The organism is Niastella koreensis GR20-10 (assembly GCF_000246855.1).
In the GTDB taxonomy this organism is placed as follows: Bacteria; Bacteroidota; Bacteroidia; order Chitinophagales; family Chitinophagaceae; genus Niastella; species Niastella koreensis.
Map to the genome: position 1 here is coordinate 5,821,862 of NC_016609.1, position 17,985 is coordinate 5,839,846.

At 46.2% G+C, this 17,985-nt stretch carries 16 protein-coding genes; 6 read left to right on the forward strand and 10 right to left on the reverse strand.

What is annotated here, in order from left to right; translation table 11 throughout:
• Window positions 1-102 precede the first annotated feature (102 nt).
• The 4 genes from NIAKO_RS23035 to NIAKO_RS23050 form a co-directional block, all read right to left on the reverse strand.
• Window positions 103-399, reverse strand: a complete 297-nt coding sequence (locus NIAKO_RS23035) for a YXWGXW repeat-containing protein (RefSeq protein ID WP_014220857.1) — start codon at window positions 397-399, stop codon at window positions 103-105.
• 207 nt (window positions 400-606) lie between these two features.
• Window positions 607-2,757 (reverse strand): elongation factor G, encoded by a 2,151-nt coding sequence (gene fusA, locus NIAKO_RS23040; RefSeq protein ID WP_014220858.1) that lies wholly within the window; start codon window positions 2,755-2,757, stop codon window positions 607-609.
• A 205-nt stretch (window positions 2,758-2,962) separates the two neighbouring features.
• Window positions 2,963-3,757 carry a M57 family metalloprotease gene (locus NIAKO_RS23045; RefSeq protein ID WP_014220859.1) on the reverse strand — a complete coding sequence of 265 codons (795 nt, stop codon included), beginning with the start codon at window positions 3,755-3,757 and terminating at the stop codon, window positions 2,963-2,965.
• Between the two features lie 547 nt (window positions 3,758-4,304).
• Complete coding sequence (locus NIAKO_RS23050) at window positions 4,305-5,096, reverse strand: M57 family metalloprotease (RefSeq protein ID WP_014220860.1); 792 nt, start codon at window positions 5,094-5,096, stop codon at window positions 4,305-4,307.
• A 271-nt stretch (window positions 5,097-5,367) separates the two neighbouring features.
• Between NIAKO_RS23050 and NIAKO_RS23055 the strand changes: the two genes are divergently transcribed.
• Window positions 5,368-7,992: a S8 family peptidase gene (locus tag NIAKO_RS23055; protein ID WP_014220861.1), complete on the forward strand. Its 2,625-nt coding sequence runs from the start codon at window positions 5,368-5,370 to the stop codon at window positions 7,990-7,992.
• A 361-nt stretch (window positions 7,993-8,353) separates the two neighbouring features.
• Here the strand turns inward: NIAKO_RS23055 and rpsG are convergent, their stop codons facing one another.
• The 3 genes from rpsG to NIAKO_RS23070 form a co-directional block, all read right to left on the reverse strand.
• Window positions 8,354-8,821 (reverse strand): 30S ribosomal protein S7, encoded by a 468-nt coding sequence (gene rpsG, locus NIAKO_RS23060; RefSeq protein ID WP_014220862.1) that lies wholly within the window; start codon window positions 8,819-8,821, stop codon window positions 8,354-8,356.
• 27 nt (window positions 8,822-8,848) lie between these two features.
• Complete coding sequence (rpsL, locus tag NIAKO_RS23065) at window positions 8,849-9,229, reverse strand: 30S ribosomal protein S12 (protein ID WP_014220863.1); 381 nt, start codon at window positions 9,227-9,229, stop codon at window positions 8,849-8,851.
• Between the two features lie 217 nt (window positions 9,230-9,446).
• A complete protein-coding gene (locus NIAKO_RS23070) occupies window positions 9,447-10,511 on the reverse strand; it encodes a branched-chain amino acid aminotransferase (protein ID WP_014220864.1) in 1,065 nt (354 codons plus the stop codon).
• Between the two features lie 129 nt (window positions 10,512-10,640).
• Here NIAKO_RS23070 and NIAKO_RS23075 point away from each other — a divergent pair, with 129 nt between their 5' ends.
• The 5 genes from NIAKO_RS23075 (at window position 10,641) to NIAKO_RS23095 (ending at window position 14,226) form a co-directional block, all read left to right on the forward strand.
• Window positions 10,641-11,240: a hypothetical protein gene (locus NIAKO_RS23075; protein WP_014220865.1), complete on the forward strand. Its 600-nt coding sequence runs from the start codon at window positions 10,641-10,643 to the stop codon at window positions 11,238-11,240.
• Window positions 11,241-11,425: 185 nt separating this feature from the next.
• Entirely contained in the window at window positions 11,426-12,016 is a 591-nt protein-coding gene (rdgB, locus tag NIAKO_RS23080) for an RdgB/HAM1 family non-canonical purine NTP pyrophosphatase (protein WP_014220866.1), read from the forward strand.
• A gap of 101 nt (window positions 12,017-12,117) precedes the next feature.
• On the forward strand, window positions 12,118-12,624 hold the full coding sequence (locus tag NIAKO_RS23085) for an RNA polymerase sigma factor (RefSeq protein WP_107685733.1): 507 nt from the start codon (window positions 12,118-12,120) through the stop codon (window positions 12,622-12,624).
• Between the two features lie 2 nt (window positions 12,625-12,626).
• Window positions 12,627-13,670, forward strand: a complete 1,044-nt coding sequence (locus tag NIAKO_RS23090; protein ID WP_014220868.1) for a hypothetical protein — start codon at window positions 12,627-12,629, stop codon at window positions 13,668-13,670.
• A 106-nt stretch (window positions 13,671-13,776) separates the two neighbouring features.
• Window positions 13,777-14,226, forward strand: coding sequence for an acyl-CoA thioesterase (locus tag NIAKO_RS23095; RefSeq protein WP_014220869.1), 450 nt, complete (start codon window positions 13,777-13,779; stop codon window positions 14,224-14,226).
• A gap of 70 nt (window positions 14,227-14,296) precedes the next feature.
• Here the strand turns inward: NIAKO_RS23095 and NIAKO_RS23100 are convergent, their stop codons facing one another.
• The 3 genes from NIAKO_RS23100 to NIAKO_RS23110 all read right to left on the reverse strand — a co-directional run bounded on the left by NIAKO_RS23100 (window position 14,297) and on the right by NIAKO_RS23110 (window position 17,628).
• A complete protein-coding gene (locus NIAKO_RS23100; RefSeq protein ID WP_014220870.1) occupies window positions 14,297-15,031 on the reverse strand; it encodes a shikimate dehydrogenase family protein in 735 nt (244 codons plus the stop codon).
• A gap of 169 nt (window positions 15,032-15,200) precedes the next feature.
• Window positions 15,201-15,974 (reverse strand): phosphosulfolactate synthase, encoded by a 774-nt coding sequence (locus NIAKO_RS23105; protein ID WP_014220871.1) that lies wholly within the window; start codon window positions 15,972-15,974, stop codon window positions 15,201-15,203.
• 238 nt (window positions 15,975-16,212) lie between these two features.
• Window positions 16,213-17,628, reverse strand: a complete 1,416-nt coding sequence (locus NIAKO_RS23110; RefSeq protein WP_014220872.1) for a tetratricopeptide repeat protein — start codon at window positions 17,626-17,628, stop codon at window positions 16,213-16,215.
• Window positions 17,629-17,985 lie beyond the last annotated feature (357 nt).

The window sequence follows — 17,985 nt, forward strand, 5'->3', positions numbered from 1 at the left end:
CATTGAACCCAAACTATCCTTACCGCAAATAAAAACCCTCCCGATTCATCGGAAGGGTTTTGGTATAAGTACTCCTGATCCGTAATTATCTTATTTCAGGAATTAGCGGCCCCAATGGCCTTCAATCCATACATAACCATGACGGCGTGGAGCCCAATAGCCGGGGATATAGTGACGGCCGCGGCGTGGTTCGGCCCAATAGCCCTGTTCATATTCATAATGACCATGACGAGGGTGCCAGTTACCTTCTACCCATACATGATGGGGCGAAGGAGCTACGGGTCGTACTACAACCGGTGCATTCAAACGGGCTCTTACTACAACTTGTGCAGATGAAGCAAATGAAAATCCTACTACCAATGCTGCGGCTAACACGATGCGACTAAGATATTTTTTCATACAATCATTTTTTAGTTGTTCTACAATGTGTATTCTGTTTATTAGAGCCGCAGCAGGAAAGTAAGTTTAAAGCCCTGTTGCTAGTTGTAATTTCATTAACACATATCCGCAATATTGTTATACATATTGTTAAAAGGGGTGTTATATCCACAAAAAAGCCCCCCGACTTCAGTCGGGGGGCTTATATTAAGAGATATGAGAACTCAATTAGTCACCTACTTTCGCCTTGCCTTTTGACTTGGCTATCACTTCTTCAGCGATATTGTTAGGTGCAGGAGAATAGTGGCTGAACTCCATGGTGCTGGTTGCACGGCCTGATGACAAGCTACGCAACTGCGTAACGTAACCGAACATTTCGCTCAGTGGCACTTTGGCTTTAATAACCTGGGCATTACCGCGGGTATCCATACCTTCCAGCATACCACGACGACGGTTAAGGTCACCGGTAACATCACCCATGTATTGATCCGGAGTGATAACTTCCACTTTCATGATTGGCTCCAGTAACACGGGTTGTGCTTTACGGCCGGCTTCACGGAAACCAGCTCTTGCACACAACTCGAACGACATACCGTCAGAGTCAACCTGGTGGTAGCTACCATCAAAGATGCGGATCTTCACGTTCTGTACAGGATAGCTGGCGAGAACGCCTGTGCCCATCGCTGATTCGAAACCTTTTTGAATAGGTTGAATGAACTCACGGGGGATAGATCCACCGAAGATATCATTTATGAACTGGAAGCCCTTGTCAGGGTTTTCTTTCAGCCACTCTTCATCGGCAGGTCCCATTTCAAACACGATGTCGGCGAATTTACCACGACCACCGGTTTGTTTTTTCAGGGTTTCGCGATGTTCAACAGATTTTCTGAAAGCTTCTTTATAAGCAACCTGGGGAGCACCCTGGTTTACCTCAACTTTAAATTCGCGTCTCATACGATCGATGATGATCTCCAGGTGCAGCTCACCCATACCACGCAGGATGGTTTGACCGGTATCTTCATCGGTATTTACACGCAGTGTAGGATCTTCTTCAACCAGTTTGGCGATAGCCATACCCATTTTATCAACGTCGGCCTGTGTTTTAGGCTCAACGGCGATAGCGATAACCGGCTCTGGAATGAACATGTTCTCCAGGGTGATCGGATGATTTTCATCGCAAAGGGTATCACCGGTCTTGATTTCCTTGAAACCAACCGCAGCACCAATGTCACCAGCTTCGATGAAATCGATGGGGTTTTGTTTGTTGGCGAACATCTTCATGATACGGCTGATACGCTCATTTTTGCCACTGCGCATGTTTTTCACATACGAACCGGCATCGAGGTGGCCGCTATAACAGCGGAAGAAGGCCAAACGACCTACGAATGGGTCGGTCATGATCTTGAAGGCCAGGGCAGCGAAAGGCGCTTTAGGATCAGCCTTACGAACTTCCGGTTCTCCGGTTTCAGGATTAGTACCAACTACATCATCGATATCAGCTGGTGAAGGCAGGTAGCGGCAAACGGCATCCAGGGCAGTTTGTACGCCTTTATTTTTGAATGAAGAACCGCACATCATCGGAACGATGCTCAGATCGATCGTTGCTTTGCGGATAGCTTCGTGTACTTCATCTTCAGAGATGGTGTTAGGATCGTCGAAGAATTTCTCCATCAGCTTGTCGTCGTACTCGGCAACAGCTTCGATCAGGTTCTGTCTCCACTCATTGGCTTCTTCCACCATATCCTCAGGAACAGGAATTTCGTCGAAGGTCATACCTTCTGTTTCCATGTGCCAGATGATACCTTTCATTTTGATGAGGTCAACCACGCCTTTGAAATCATCTTCAGCGCCGATGGGTAATTGCAGGGGAACAGCTTTTGCACCCAGCATTTCTTTTACCTGTTTAACCACCATCAGGAAGTCGGCGCCTGAGCGGTCCATTTTGTTAACAAAACCGATACGGGGAACCTTGTAACGGTTAGCCTGGCGCCAAACGGTTTCAGATTGAGGTTCTACCCCGTCAACGGCAGAAAACAGGGCGATCAAACCATCCAGTACACGCATTGAACGCTCTACCTCAATGGTAAAGTCAACGTGGCCCGGAGTATCGATGATATTAAAATAATATTTTTTTGTATTGGCGTCAGCCTTACCCTTAATCGTAGGGAAGTTCCACTGGCAGCTAACAGCAGCAGAAGTAATGGTGATACCCCTTTCTTTCTCCTGTTCCATCCAGTCGGTTGTAGCCGCCCCATCATGCACCTCTCCAATTTTATGGATCATACCGGTATAGCGCAAAATACGCTCCGTAGTAGTTGTTTTACCGGCATCGATGTGTGCCGCAATTCCAAAATTTCTTTGTAATCGTAAGTCTGCCATGACTTTGTTAAATTTTCTTTTTAATGTTCCAGGGAAAAATGCCCTGAAAATGAGCGGGCAAAGGTATGAAAAATTATCCCGAATTCGGCGTAATGTAAGGTAAAAATAAAGCAGAATCAGGGGTTTCCGCTAAAAGGAAAGTCCTGCCCCCGCTGAGCCGGGACAGGACTTTTCCCCATGCAGTAACCAAACTGGTAATAGTAAATTAATACAGGTAGTTCAATGCGGTGATATCGTTTGCATTAAAGGGTCGGTTCTGGCCCGACCCGATACAGCTCAGCATCCAGCTGTTGGGATCTGCGCCGGTAGGCGTACCAGGGATATTGATGGCGCCAACCCCTGCAGATCCTTCATTTACAGCACTTCCGCCGCAACTATAGGCTCTGTTGAAATAATCGGTATGACGGAAACCGATACAGTGGCCTATTTCATGCGCCAGAATGGAAGCAACCGTGTTATTGGGTTGACCAGCGACCTGACTTGAATTGAGGATCACCTGGTTATAAGGATTTCCCGCTGAAGTGGGGAAACCGGAAGAAGCCAGGAAACTGCCTGAACCGTTCACGATGGAAATATTGGCGCCCGAGGTAACCCGGGTAAATGTGAGCTGTAATCCCAGCGCGTTGTAGCGGCTGAGGGCAGTATTCAAAGCTGTAGACCAGGTACTGAGATTGGAAGCCAGGCTTACAGTAATTGTTCTGGGCAGATTTCTTACCAGGTTGGTGGTCCTGTATTGCTCCTCGCCGGCTACTCTTAAAAGAGATACATCGCCTTTTGCATTCAGGTCCTCCTCGCTCAGCAGGATATCCCCCTCTACTATGTAATTTCCCTTTCCATCAGGAATTACATCTTTATTGCTGAAACCCAGGGCGTAAATTTTGGAAAGTGCTTCGTCTGATACAACGGAATTAGAATCTGATTTTACATTTTTGCGGCAGGCAAACAGCGTAACTATGCACACTGCCACCACTGCAGTTAAAGTGAAGATAGTCTTTCTCATGTGTCTGTAGATTTAATGTTCGGTTAATGGTATGGTTACCGCACGTGATACCATTTGAATGTACCGAATTTATCTAGTGACACATCTGCGCAAAATGGCAACTGCGTTGCAGAAGCACCATTCCAGCACGTTTTATTACCCAATTCACGGTATGGGTAACCGCTATTGTGGAAAAGTTTTTTCAGGAATTACTAAAATGCACTATACGAGATAGTTAGTATAACGTATTAGCAATTTAGTTGAAAGTTTAATGTTTAAAGTTTGAAGTAGTTCTTTGATTAAGTTCTGCTTTGGAGTCCTAAGTTTAAGTTATTAAGTTCTTAGGTTATTAGGTTATTAGGTTATTAAGTTCGTAAAAGACCCTGCGTGTAGTCGAAGGGGCAGACCTGGAGACCGGGCGGGGTCGAGCGGCTCCGCACAGCCGCGCAGGAGTGTATTACTTGCGGCTTGCAGCGGTTTTTGTTGCCGCGCAGAAGCCTTTGCCTTTTGCCCTTTGCCTTCCATGTCTGCCTGCCTGTCCCTACTTGTCGGGATTTGCCGTCTGCCTCTAGTACAAATAAGCCAACGCTATCTTATCATTCGCATTAAACGGCCTGTTATCTCCCGAGCCTATGCACGACAACATAAATGAGTTGGGATCCGGATCGGGGTTGGTACCCGGAATAAACACCGCTCCAACCGTTGAGGCACCTTCATTCACCGCCTGACCACCACAGCTATACGACCGGTCCATATAATCGGTATGACGGAATCCAATGCAATGGCCTATTTCATGCGCCAGAATGCTGGCCACTGTACTCTGTGGCTGGCTGCCTATGGCGCCGGAATTTACTTTTACCTGGTTGTAAGGGTCACCACCGGAAGTGGGGAAACCAGATGACGCCAGGTAATTGCCCCCTGCCTTTACAATGGCAATATTGCCCTTTGAATTAACCCGTTTAAAGGTGATCTGCAGGTTTTCTGCATTATACCGGCCAATGGCCTCATCTAACGCAGCAGTATAAGAGCCCGGCAATTTGCTGATGCTTACAGTAATTACCCGTGGCAACCGGGTTACCAGGTTATAGGTACGGTACTGTTCGGCACTGCCCACCCGTAAAAACCGGGTTTCGGGCGCAGCGTTCAGATCGGCTTCGCTTAAGGAGATATCGCCTTCCACCAGGTAATTCCCTTCTTCATCCATGGTTACGTTTTTATTACTAAATCCTAATGCATAAATTTTACTCAGGGCTTCGTCGGAGGGAGTGAGTGTTTGTTCAGTTGAAACATTCTTACGACAGGCAAATAACATTACAACGCAGGCAGCCGCGGCAGCCGTGTTACGGATGTTCTTTCTCATAAGTGTTTTGATTAATGATTAAAAAGAAAGTAAGTGGGGATATTGAATGGCTTACAAATAGAAGCTGATTTCAATTTAATGAAATCCTGCAACATATTTGAAAATTATTTAAAGCAACAAAGTTGCAGAAGCAGTGCTTTTAACCATAAATCGCTGGCATTTAAGGCAGCAGTATTAAAAAAAAATTCATGCATTTAGTATGTCCACCAGGGTTAGATAGTAATTATTGATCTGTGTGGCGCCATCATTCACAAATTTTGTAGATTGTATTATGAAACGAACCGGGCTTCTGCTGCTTATCCTTTCATTCACCGTACTTATAGTACAGGCGCAACGGGATATAATTTCAATCAATCGCAAACTGTCGCCGGTTTTATTAAACAACAGGCGGTTGTTCACCGATAAAAAAGAACAGGTGTTCTGGATTGTTACTTCCAACATCGATTCTGCCAGAAATTATATTCGTACCAAACAGTTACCGGTAACCATTTTACAGGAACATGCCGGTGGCCTGCTGGTAGTTTCGGCCAGGGGTTCCCTGCTCGATTCGTTTGTGTTGAACCAACCCTTTGTACGGTTTGTAGATGTACCCCGTGTTCCGCATGAAGAACTGGCGGTAGGCACCTTCGATAACAGCCTTAACACCATAAACCTGGTGCACAGCCAGTACCCGTTATTAAACGGTGTAAACATGGTGGCCTCGGTAAAAGAAAACAAACCCGATACTACCGACATCGATTATAAAGCGCGGTATATTTCTACCCCACTTTCCTCCGGCCTCATTGCTTCACATGCCTCCTACATGTGCACCATCATTGCCGGGGGCGAAAACTCTTTTTATACCGGCAATGGCGTGGCGCCGGCAGCCTCGCTCATCAGCTCCAACTTTGCCACCTTATTACCCGATGGCGATAATGTGTACAAACAATACGGTATTTCGGTACAAAACCATTCTTATGGTACCGGCATTGAAAACTATTATGGGGCCGATGCTGCAGCTTATGACGCCAGTATGATCAACAATCCCGGTCTGCTGCATGTATTTTCTTCAGGCAATTCGGGCAACCTGGTCAGCAATGGTCCATACGCAGGCATCAGTAACATGGCCAATCTTACCGGCAGTTTTAAAATGGCCAAGAACATCATAACGGTAGGTGCTACCGATTCATTCGGCAATGTGGCCTTTCTCAGTTCGCGCGGGCCGGCCTGTGATGGGCGCATAAAACCCGAACTGATTGCCTTTGGGGAAGATGGTACTTCCGGTGCAGCTGCCCATACGTCGGGCACCGTGTTGTTGTTGCAGGAGTATTACAAAGAAAAACATAACGGCGCCCTCCCTGCCGCTTCGCTGATAAAATCAGTTTTAATAAACAGCGCCGACGACCGGGGTACAAAGGGCCCCGATTACCAATCGGGTTACGGTTGCCTCAACGCATACCAGGCATTACAGGCGTTGGTGAAGGAGCAGTACTTTACCGGTTCGGCCTTACCCAACTTCACCCAAACCTTTACCATCAATGTGCCGGCCAATGCCCGGCAGGTAAAGGTTACCCTTTGCTGGACAGACCCTGCCGCAGTAGCCAACGCGCCCAAAGCCCTGGTAAACGACCTGGACCTCGAACTGGTTGATAACAATCTGCAGGTTTGGCAACCCTGGGTACTTAGCCCGGCGCCGGTTATCGATTCCCTGTTAAAACAGGCCGTTCGAAAAAAAGACGACCTGAACACCGTTGAACAGATCACGATCGATAACCCCATTTCCGGCACCTATACCATCCGGGTAAATGGCACTTCCATTACCTCCGGCGCTAACCAGCCTTTCTCCATTGCCTGGCAAACCGATACCGCCAATCAGTTTCAATGGCAATTCCCTACCGCTGTTGATTATGCCCAAAGTGATGCCGATAATCTGCTGCGCTGGTCCTCCACCTTCAGCGCCAATACCGGTTTACTGGAATACAGTCTCGATAAAGGCGCCAGCTGGCAAACCATAGAAAAAACCATTGCCCTGTCGCCCGGCAATGTGTACTGGCATGTGCCCGACACCTGCAGCATCGCCCAGCTCCGCATGACGATCAACGGACAGGTATTTATGTCCGACACGTTCACCATTTCACCTGTATTACCGGTTCATGTTGGGTTTAACTGTCCCGATTCGGCCATGCTGTATTGGGACCGCATCCCCGGCATTACTACTTACCGGGTTTTCCGGCTGGGACAAAAATACCTGGAGCCCATTTCCACCTCTTCCGATACCAGCATCATCATTCGCCAGCCGGGTAATAATTTGTGGTATACCGTAGCACCAATGGTTACGCCCAATCGCTCCGGCATGAAAGCATACACCATCAACTATCAAATGCAGGGGGTTGACTGTTACCTGAAGAACTTCCTGGTTGACCTCGATAATGGAAATACCGGTGAGCTGATGGCAGAGATCGGCACCACGCTGCATGTTCAGCGCATAACGTTTGAGAAGCTCGTCAATGGCAGTTATGCACCTTTGCAAAGTTTTCAACCGGTTACCACCTTATACTTTAACCATACCGATAAGAACCTCAAAGACGGGGTAAATACCTACCGGGTTAAGATAGAGCTGAACAATGGAATGGTCATTTACAGCAATCCCGAAAGCATTTATTACTTCCTCACCACCCGCTATCTTATTTATCCCAACCCGGTAAAAGTTACCGGCTATTTATCGGTGCTCACTAAAGAAGAACCGCAAAACACCTACCTGATACTCTACAACACCCTGGGCCAACAGGTGTTACAATATCGCATGCAGCAAACCATTGAAATGGTGCCCCTGTACGGACTGAAAAGCGGGGTTTACTTTGTGATGATTAAGAAGAATGGGAAGAAGGAGTTTACGAGTAAGATAATGGTGCAGTAGTCCGAACTGGGATTTATGGGATTAACGGGATGTTTGGGAGAAAAGACAAAGCGTTTATAATCAAATTCCTGCAAGGGTTTCTTCGGAACTTCTTCGCAAATCCTCTTAGACAGCCCTTACCTTTCTTCGCAAATTTGCGAAGAACTTGCGAAGGATTTGCGAAGAAGGGTAAGCGTAGCCTTTGCTCAGTCCCGCAGCAGGTGCCTCATTAGCACTACTATATATGCTAACCTGCTCACGGTACTATCCTATCCGTATCCCACCAATCCCAGGCATCTCATAAATCCCGGTTCAGATAACACAACGCAAAAAAACCCACCAGGAAACTGGTGGGTGTATATGGTAAGATATAACTTTCGTGTTATACGCGGAAGTGAGCGAAAGCCTTGTTGGCTTCAGCCATACGGTGAGTATCTTCTTTCTTTTTGAAAGCAGCACCTTCACCTTTGCTGGCAGCAACGATTTCGTTAGCCAGTTTTTCAGCCATGCTACGACCGTTTCTTTCACGGCTATAGCGGATCAGCCATTTCATGCTCAAAGAGATCTTTCTGTCAGCACGAACTTCAGCAGGGATCTGGAATGTAGCACCACCAATTCTACGGCTACGTACTTCTACAGCAGGTGTAACGTTGCTGAGTGCTTTTTTCCATATTTCATACCCATTTTCGCCGGTTGTTTTGGCAACGCGGTCCAATGCAGTATAAAATATATTGAAAGCAGTATTCTTTTTTCCTTCCCACATGAGGTTGTTGATAAAACGAGTTACCATCAAATCATTGTACCTGGCATCAGGTGCTAAGGGAATCTTTTTTACTTTGGTCTTCCTCATTTATAAAAATTTGTAGAGCTGTCTAAATTATTTTTTAGCCTTTTCCTTTTTAGTACCGTATTTAGAACGGCTTTGTTTACGGTCTTTAACACCCGCAGTATCCAGGCTACCACGAACGATGTGGTAACGTACACCTGGTAAATCCTTCACACGACCACCGCGCACCAGCACGATTGAGTGCTCCTGCAGGTTGTGTCCTTCACCTGGGATATAGGCGATAACCTCTACTTTGTTTGTTAAACGTACTTTAGCCACTTTGCGCAAAGCAGAGTTAGGCTTTTTGGGAGTGGTTGTATAAACACGGGTGCACACACCACGACGGAAGGGGCAGGAGTCTAAAGCTCTTGACTTGCTCTTGGCCTTAATAATTTCTCTTCCTTTTCTTACCAATTGTTGTATAGTAGGCATTCTGAACCTTTTGATTTTGGGACGGCAAAGTTAAGCGGATAAAATTTATAACCAAAAAAATCTTAACTGAGATTTATGGGATGCGTTGGATTGTTGGGAAAATATGGATAAAAACACAGCTTTTGATGTCATTTAACAGAAAAAACAGACCCTTAGAGGTCTGTTTTTGAATATCTTACTATATCCCAGCCATCCCAAAAATTTCAAAAATCCCGGTTTAGATTTTGAACATCCACCCGTGATTATCGGCAACCCGGCCTTCGCGGATATCGTCCAGGCGGCTTTTAATTTCGGGGGTCACCGTCCATTTGGTAGTATCGAAATTCATTACAAAATCTTTATATCTCAGCTCGCGGATCAGCGAAACCGTGGCCGCTGTACCGGTGCCAAACACCTCGCGCAGCTCGCCGGCTTTGTAGGCATCCATCAACATATCTACAGAGATGGGTTGTTCTTCTACCTTCAGGCCCATTTCTTCCAGGATGGTCATTACGCTGTCGCGGGTAACGCCAGCGAGGATGGTGCCAGCGCTCAGATCGGGCGTATAGGCTTTATTACCAATAACAAAGAACACGTTCATGGTGCCAACTTCCTGCACATATTTGTGCTCGTACACGTCTGTCCATAAAACCTGGTCATAGCCCTTTTTCTTCGCCTGGGCGGTTACATACATGCTGGAACCATAGTTACCGGCAGCTTTGGCCTGCCCTACCCCACCGGGTGCGGCACGGGTGTATTTTTCTTCAATATAAATGCGCATGGGCGCGCTGTAATAGGGCCCTGTAGGCGCCAGGATGATCATAAACTTATAGGTCTCGGAAGGCCGTACGCCGATCATTTCGTCGCTCGAGAACATGAATGGACGAATATACAGGCTGTGGTCTTTCAGCGCCGGGATCCAGTTCTTATCCATTTCTATGAGCTTACGCATGCCTTCTATAAAGATTTCTTCAGGCACCTCGGGCATTTCCATGCGGGCGGCTGAAAAATTGAACCGTTTAAAATTATCGTAAGGCCTGAAAATGCAGGCTTCCCCGGCATCGTTCTTATAGGCTTTAATGCCCTCGAAAATAGACTGGCCGTAATGAATGGCTGCCAGCGACGGGCTCACCACCAACGGCTGGTATGGCTTGATCTCCACGTTCTTCCACTCGCCGTTCTCAAAATCCGCCTCTAACATGTGATCGGTAAATGTTCTTCCAAAAGGAATGTTCTCGAGCGTAACCCCCGGTAACCGGCTACGCTCAATTTTTGTAACCGGGATACTATAAGCTTCTACCATAATCAGTATTTTTGTGCCGCAAATAAACAAATAAAGTTTCGGGCTGTCAAATAAATCACTAACAGTCGTTCGTTAAATCTACCAAACCAATAGACAGCTAAATCTCTGATAAAGAACGTTTTTTAAAAAATGAGCCTGACCAATATAAAATTACCGGGGTTTGTAATTGCCGATCTGTATCGTAACTCGTTGATACAGCCAGAAGAAGGCGCTTTGCCGCAACAGGAAACGGCAAAAACAAAGACCGTGACTCCCCCTCCAATGGAGGGGGACGGGGGGGAGCCTGCTGAACCTGTAGCAATTGCCCAACCAATTCAGCAAACAGAACCGGTTGTTTACAAAACCCTGGGTAACAATAAACAGCAGATCTCTGTAGTGGTAAATTGCCCCAACGACGTATATGTGCCGGAAGCCGATCTGCAGTTCCTGACCAAAATGCTGGGCGCCTGCAAACTGAATATGGCCGATGTAGCCATTGTAAATTATGCCAGCGCCCCCGTTGCCATTGACCGGTTGAAGACGCAGTTACAACCTAAATTTTTGTTATTATTTGGAGTAGAACCGGGTGATATTCAATTACCTATTAGTTTTCCACCGTTTAAGGAACAACCGTATGCAGGTACCACCTATTTGTTCACCCCCCCGCTCAGCCAGCTGAACCAGGAAACGGAGGAAGCGAAGCTGTTGAAAAGGAAGCTTTGGGATTGCTTAAAGCGTATGTTTTTTTAAATGAGAAGCTAAAGATATTCTAAGGTTAAGTTATTAGGTTCGTAAGTTATTGAGTTCGTTAGTTTTTTAGTTTGTTAGTTCAAAGACAGACCTGAGTTCAAAACTTAAAAACCCAAGAACTTAATAACCCAATAACTTAAACACTTAAACATAAAACTGCTTTCGACTAACAACTAACCATTTCAATGAAGTTAATCTTCGCAACAAACAACCAGCATAAAGTAGAAGAGATCCAGGCGGCCATTGGCCAGCACCTGGAAGTAATTCCGTTAAAACAGGCAGGCATAGATATTGACATTCCTGAACCGCACGATACGCTGGAAGCCAACGCTTCGGAAAAATCACGCGTCATACATCAGTTAACCGGGCTAAGCTGTTTTAGCGAAGATACCGGCCTGGAGGTGGACGCCCTGAACGGCGAACCAGGCGTAAAAAGCGCCCGCTATGCCGGGGAGGACAAGGCTTTTGACAAGAACATCGAAAAGCTGATGACCAAACTAGGCCATGCAGCAAACCGAAAAGCCCGGTTCCGCACGGTGATCTCCCTCATCTGGGAAGATAAGGAATGGCTTTTTGAGGGGATATGTGAAGGGGAAATAACCCGCTCACCATCCGGCGCAGGCGGTTTTGGGTACGACCCGGTTTTTAAACCAACCGGCAGCGACCGCACCTTTGCCGAAATGACCATGGCAGAAAAAAATGCCGTCAGCCACCGGAAAAAAGCAGCTGATAAACTTGTATTATTTTTGCAAAATCAGGTAATTACAACACGATAGGAGTAATTTTAATATTTAGATAAAGTTTTTTGGAGCCAAAAAGCAACTATACCATATCTGAATCCGACTTAATTAAAGGATGCATTGCAGGAGACCGGCGCTTGCAGGAAGAACTGTACCTCCGATTTTCTCCCAAAATGTATGCAGTTTGCTTGCGATATGCCAGCAATGTCGAAGACGCGCAGGATCTGCTGCAGGAAGGTTTTATTAAGGTTTACAGAAACTTACACCATTTCAGGGCAGAGGGCTCCTTTGAAGGCTGGATCAGACGGGTATTTGTAAATACGTCCATCGAACACTTCCGTAAAAAATCGACCAAACTGTCGATGGTTACGGAAAAAGAAGAAGGCACCCTTGAAAATACCGACATTTCGGCTCTTGAAAACCTGGCAGAAAAAGACATTATAAAGATTGTTCAGGAACTATCTCCCGGCTACAGAGCGGTGTTCAACCTGTATGTAGTGGAGGGATATTCACATAAAGAGATAGGTGATATGATGGGAATCAGTGAAGGCACAAGTAAATCACAATTGGCGCGGGCCAAATCCGTTTTACAAAAGAAGATAGCTCAATATTTAAGCGACACGCAAAAATCCTACACCCGGTAACCATGGCTACAAAGATTAAACACATATTGAATAACCTGGAAGTACAGCCTCCACCGGGCGTATGGCCCGAAATTGCGGCCAGGCTGAATGCTGAATTTGATGCGGAAGATGCTCCTGTTGCTCAAAAAATGTTTGAACTGTCGGTTACCCCACCGGCAGGTTTATGGTCGAATATTGCAGCTGAACTCACCAGTGGCGAGCGTGAAACAGACGAAGTGCTGGTTGCCAAAAAAATGAACACGCTTGCCGTAGCGCCGCCGGCTTCGGTATGGGAAAAGATAGCCGCTTATTTATCGGCCCAACAACCTGCCGCCAAAAAAGAAGGCCGGGTTATCGACCTGCACTCCTCCCGCAAAGCTATCATTGCCGCAGCAGCCATGGTGTTATTGACCGTTGGCGCCTGGTACTTTTTAGATAAGACCAATACAACCGATGCGCCTGAAGTGGCCGGAAAAACCACCACCACGCCAGCCAGTAATAAAAGCGCTGCCGCACCCGGCAGAACACGTGCGGCAGACATGGAAATAGGTGAACATCCTTCACCAAAACCCATAGCCACTTTAACGGCTTCGGCCGATGCCAGCCTGCTTAACAACCGCTTTGTGCGCCATGGCGCCCGTCGTACTGCATTTTACGACTATCAGCCCATTGCCACCAGCTATGCAGGTACCGACGAGATGCAGGCCGTTGATTTTACCGATGCCAACTCCCCTGACGTGGAGGCGCCGCTCATTCGCGATGCCAAGGGTCAGGTTATCCTCGATAAAAAACTGGTTACCTCTCCCGATAACTGTTACATCAACGTAACAAGTCCCAATGGCGAGCAAACCCGCATCTCCTCCAAATTCCTGCACATCATCAGCACCCTGAACCAGGAAGCTGAACCGCAGGATTACTTCGATTTCATGATGCAGGAAAACAGCCTGTGGAAAGTTCGCTTCAGCGAATGGAAAGAAAAATTCATGAACCAGGCTTCGTTTGTTCCTACCGCCAACAGCTTTACCGATATTTTGGAGCTGAAGGATCTGTTGATGGAGAATGAATAAGTCAATATTGAATATCGAATGTTGAATGTTGAAGTGAAGGCAGGGAAATGAGGAATGAGGAATTAAAATTGAGAAATTAGAAAGGATAAGAAATACCATCCGATGTATGGCCAGAATTAAAGTAGAACTTCCTGAACAGTTTTCTTTCTCTACAACTATCCCTGTTCGCATTACCGACCTCAATTATGGCAAACATGTGGGTAACGATACCATCCTTAGCATGATCCATGAAGCGCGGGTGCAATACCTGAAACAGTTGGGCTATGGCGAACTGGACCTGGCCGGCGTTGGCGTTATTATGAGTGATGTGGGCATCGAATTCAAAAGCGAATTGTTCTACGGCGATGAAGTGATTGCCTCCGTAGCTGCCGGCGATATTACTAAGATATCTTTCGATCTGTATTATAAACTGGAAAAACGTTCCGGCGATTCTACCGTATTAGTAGCCGCAGCTAAAACCGGCATGGTTTGTTATGACTATAGTAAGAAGAAGGTAGCAGCGATTCCTGTAGAAGTTGCTGAGAAGTTGAAAGGCGAAGACAGCTTCAAGCTGTAAGCCACAAGCTGCAAGCAATACACTCCTGCGCGATAACCCGGAACCCGGAACCCGGAACCCGGAACTCTTATCAACCATTCCAGATTCTCCAACTCTCTTCCGCTTGTATAATAAGCATATCATGTCCATTCTTGATGGCAGCGCCCTGCTCCTCTCCTTTTTGTAAGAATAATGTTTTGGCGGGATTGTACACCAGGTCGAACAAATAATGCTTTGGAGTAAGCGCCTGGTATGGTAAGGGCGGACATTCCTCAACTTTGGGGTACATACCCAGCGGACTGGTATTGATGATCACCTCATGTTCCTTTATCACCGCGTCGGTAACCTGTTGGTAAGAAAGCTGACGGGCAGTGCCGGGTGTTCGGGATACTTCGTAAAACTCAATTCCCAGCTTGTTCAATACATAATGAACAGCCTTGGCAGCGCCGCCGGTACCCAGCACCAATGCTTTTTTATGATGGGGTTGCAGTAAAGGTCTTAATGACTCCTCAAAGCCCACCACATCGGTATTATAACCGGTTAGTTCACCGTTCTCGATCCGGATGCAGTTACAGGCCCCGATGGTTTTAACCACGTCGCTTTGCGCGTGAAGGAAGGGAATTACTTTCTCTTTATAAGGGATGGTGACATTCAGGCCATGCAGATCGGTCTGTTGTTGTATCAACGCAGCAAACTCATCAATAGAAGCCAGCGGGAAATTATCATACACGCAACCGGTGATCCCTTCCCGCTGGAACTTTTCCGTAAAATATTTCTGAGAAAATGAATGGCTCAACGGAAAGCCAATCAAGCCATATCTTTTCATTATGACGATGCTTCTTTTAAGTGATGCACTTGAGAACCCAGGTTCAATCGTGAATCCGCCAGCTGGCGGAGAAACGTGAAACCACATCGCGGCCTTCCCCTGTCAACGCTATCAACCCTGTCAACGCTATCAACCTCCTGGTTAACTGGTCAACCCGTCAACTGGTCAACTAATGTGTACCGTTTCCGTTCAAAAACAAATTAAACGTATCGCCACGCAAACCTATCCGCATTGTTTCCAAGGGAATAACTTCTGTAGGGGCAATGTTACCCAGGTTTACATTGCAGCCCAGCAGTTCAATAAAGTATAACTGTTGTGCTTTCTGGGGTGCTTCCCACAGGATCTTTTCACCGGGAATCTGGGTAAGGATCTCCTGTACCAGACCTTCACGTACTTCACCGGAACCGCGGTAAATACCTACGTTACCGGCTTCGCGGGCTTCGGCAATTACGTATGATGAACCGGCCTTCAGCTCGGCGCTCATCAACTCAATCCATTTATAAGGGGGAATAATATGAGCAGCATCTTTACTTCCAACTTCACTAAGTACGGTACCGTATTTGGCCAGCTTTTCAATATAACCGCATTTTTCTGCATGGGGGATATTGATAGAGCCATCACTTACTTCCATATAGGAAATACCGTACTCTTTACAAACACTGATGTAATCATTGAACTGGTTACGGATCAGGAACGCCTCAAACAAAGTGCCGCCGAAATAAACGGGAATGTCGTACGATTTGTAAACTTCAATCTTTTCGCGCAGGTTCGGTGTTACGAACGAAGTGCCAAAGCCCAGCTTAACAATATCAATGTGCGGGTGACCCACGCTCATCATATTTTGCGCTTCCGGAATGCTCAGGCCTTTATCCATTACCATGGTAATACCGCTGTTGCGTGGTTTCTTTATCCTGTCGGGGATCTGTGTGAGGTTAAAATTCATTCCTAGTTTTTTTGTGCAACAATTTTTAAAGCCGCCGCAAAAATAATGGAAAACATCATACAAGTGGTATGGTTAAAATCATCTGCAAAAACCTATTGGCACAACTGTTAAAGTCAAATTAAAACCCTTGCTTTATGCAATAACAAGCCAGGTAGACTAATAGAAAGACCTGTCAGGTGCACGGCGACAGCCTGCTAAAGCAGACTTTTCAACCGCACCTGACAGGTCGTATTGTCATTTAATTTCTTTTCTTGGAATGTGCGATTACATCAATAACCAGCGGATGCCGCAGAATAGCGGGGTTAAGATGTATGAGCTTCTTAAGCAGTTTAGGCGATGCCGCCAGCGCTGCTTCCAGCTGTAACAGGGCTTCCTTGGTTTTACCCAATGCCAGGTAAATGGCGCTGAGGTAGTAGAGGAATATGGGTTTCTGCTCGGTGATCTTTAAAGCGGCTTTCGCCTGTTCCAGGGCTTCTTCATAAAATTCGCCCTGGTACAAACAGCGGATCAGCGCTTCCCAGCTTGAGATATTGCGGGGCCGTTGCCTTACCACATTAGAAAAATACTGTATAGCTTCTTTATAGTCGCCCAGCTGCATTTTACATTCACCCATAGCCAGGTTATACTCCGGCTGCAGGCGATGGATCTGCATGGCGCTCTCCAGCTGTTTTACGGCCATCGACCACTGTCCTTCGTTGATGTAGGTACAGGCTATTTTGTAATACAGCTTGCTGTCGCCCTGGTTCAAATGCGAAGCCTTGCGGTAATAGAACCTTGCCTGCGCAAAGTTCTTCATGCGGTCGTAGCAGTGTCCTATGGCTTCATAGATCACGTCTTCGGGCCTGCTCAGCTCCAACACCTTCTCCAGTACTTCAATGGCGTCTTTGTATTTACGTAAACGAATAAAGGCATCGCCCATATTACGGTAGGCATAATCGAACTTTTCGTCGATGGCAACCGCGTATTTATAGGCATCGATGGCCTTTTCGTAGAGTTTTAATCCCTGGAAGCCGGCTGCCAGGTTAAACCAGGCCAGCTCGCTGTATGGGTTCTCATCAATGATCTGCTGATGCAGGGTAATGCTTTCCTCATTACGCCCGGTAAAGTCGGTCCAGAAACAGATCTTATACAAGGCTTCTTCGTTGGAAGGTTCCTGTTCCAGGATGAGTTTGAGGCAATCGAAGATTTTGTCAAACTCCTCGTAATCATCATACACATCGGCCAGCTCAAACAACAATTCTATCCGCTCCTGGCCTTCAAACAACTGCAGGGCATTCTCCAGCAGTTCCACGGCTTTCTCCTGCTGGTCGAGCGCCAGGTAAACGTCGGTTTTTAAAATATACAGGTTAATATCGTTGCTGTCGAGTAATTCGGCGTGATTGAGTATTTCCAGGGCCTCGTTATAGTGCCGGGTGGCTATCAGCAGGTCGGCTTTTTTAATAAGCAATGCCGATGAATAGGGATATTGTTCAATACCCATTTCTGCAGCTTCCAATGCCTGCGGCAGATCTTCAACATCATCAAAATAGTCTATGATCTTTTCAAAGGCCTCTTCTTCAAGAAAGGAATGCCCCCGCCCCGCTTTGAGATTCTGGAACTGCTTAACTAACTCCCTGATTTCTTCATTATCCTGACGAAACGGATTTTCTCTCATTTATTTAAATAGTAGGTTAATGTAAAATAGGATTTTCACGGCTGGTAACCAATTTTAGTTTTAGACAGATGTGCATAATCATGATAAACTAATTACAACTACTTATCCACAGCTAATTATCAGTTGTTTGTGACCCGGCCCGGGCTATTATAATGTTCAAACTACATTTAAACCATGAATTACAGCTGGTTATGAATAATAATCAAAATATTTCAAAAAAACCAACCGTTTCTTTATGAAATCCGTAACATTTATGTATCTCATCCGTTAAGAGAAGTATAAAACTTTAATGCGAAGGGTTAAAGAAAACAAAATTTTTTTTATATTTTTGTAGTCAATATGCAAGCAAACTTTACG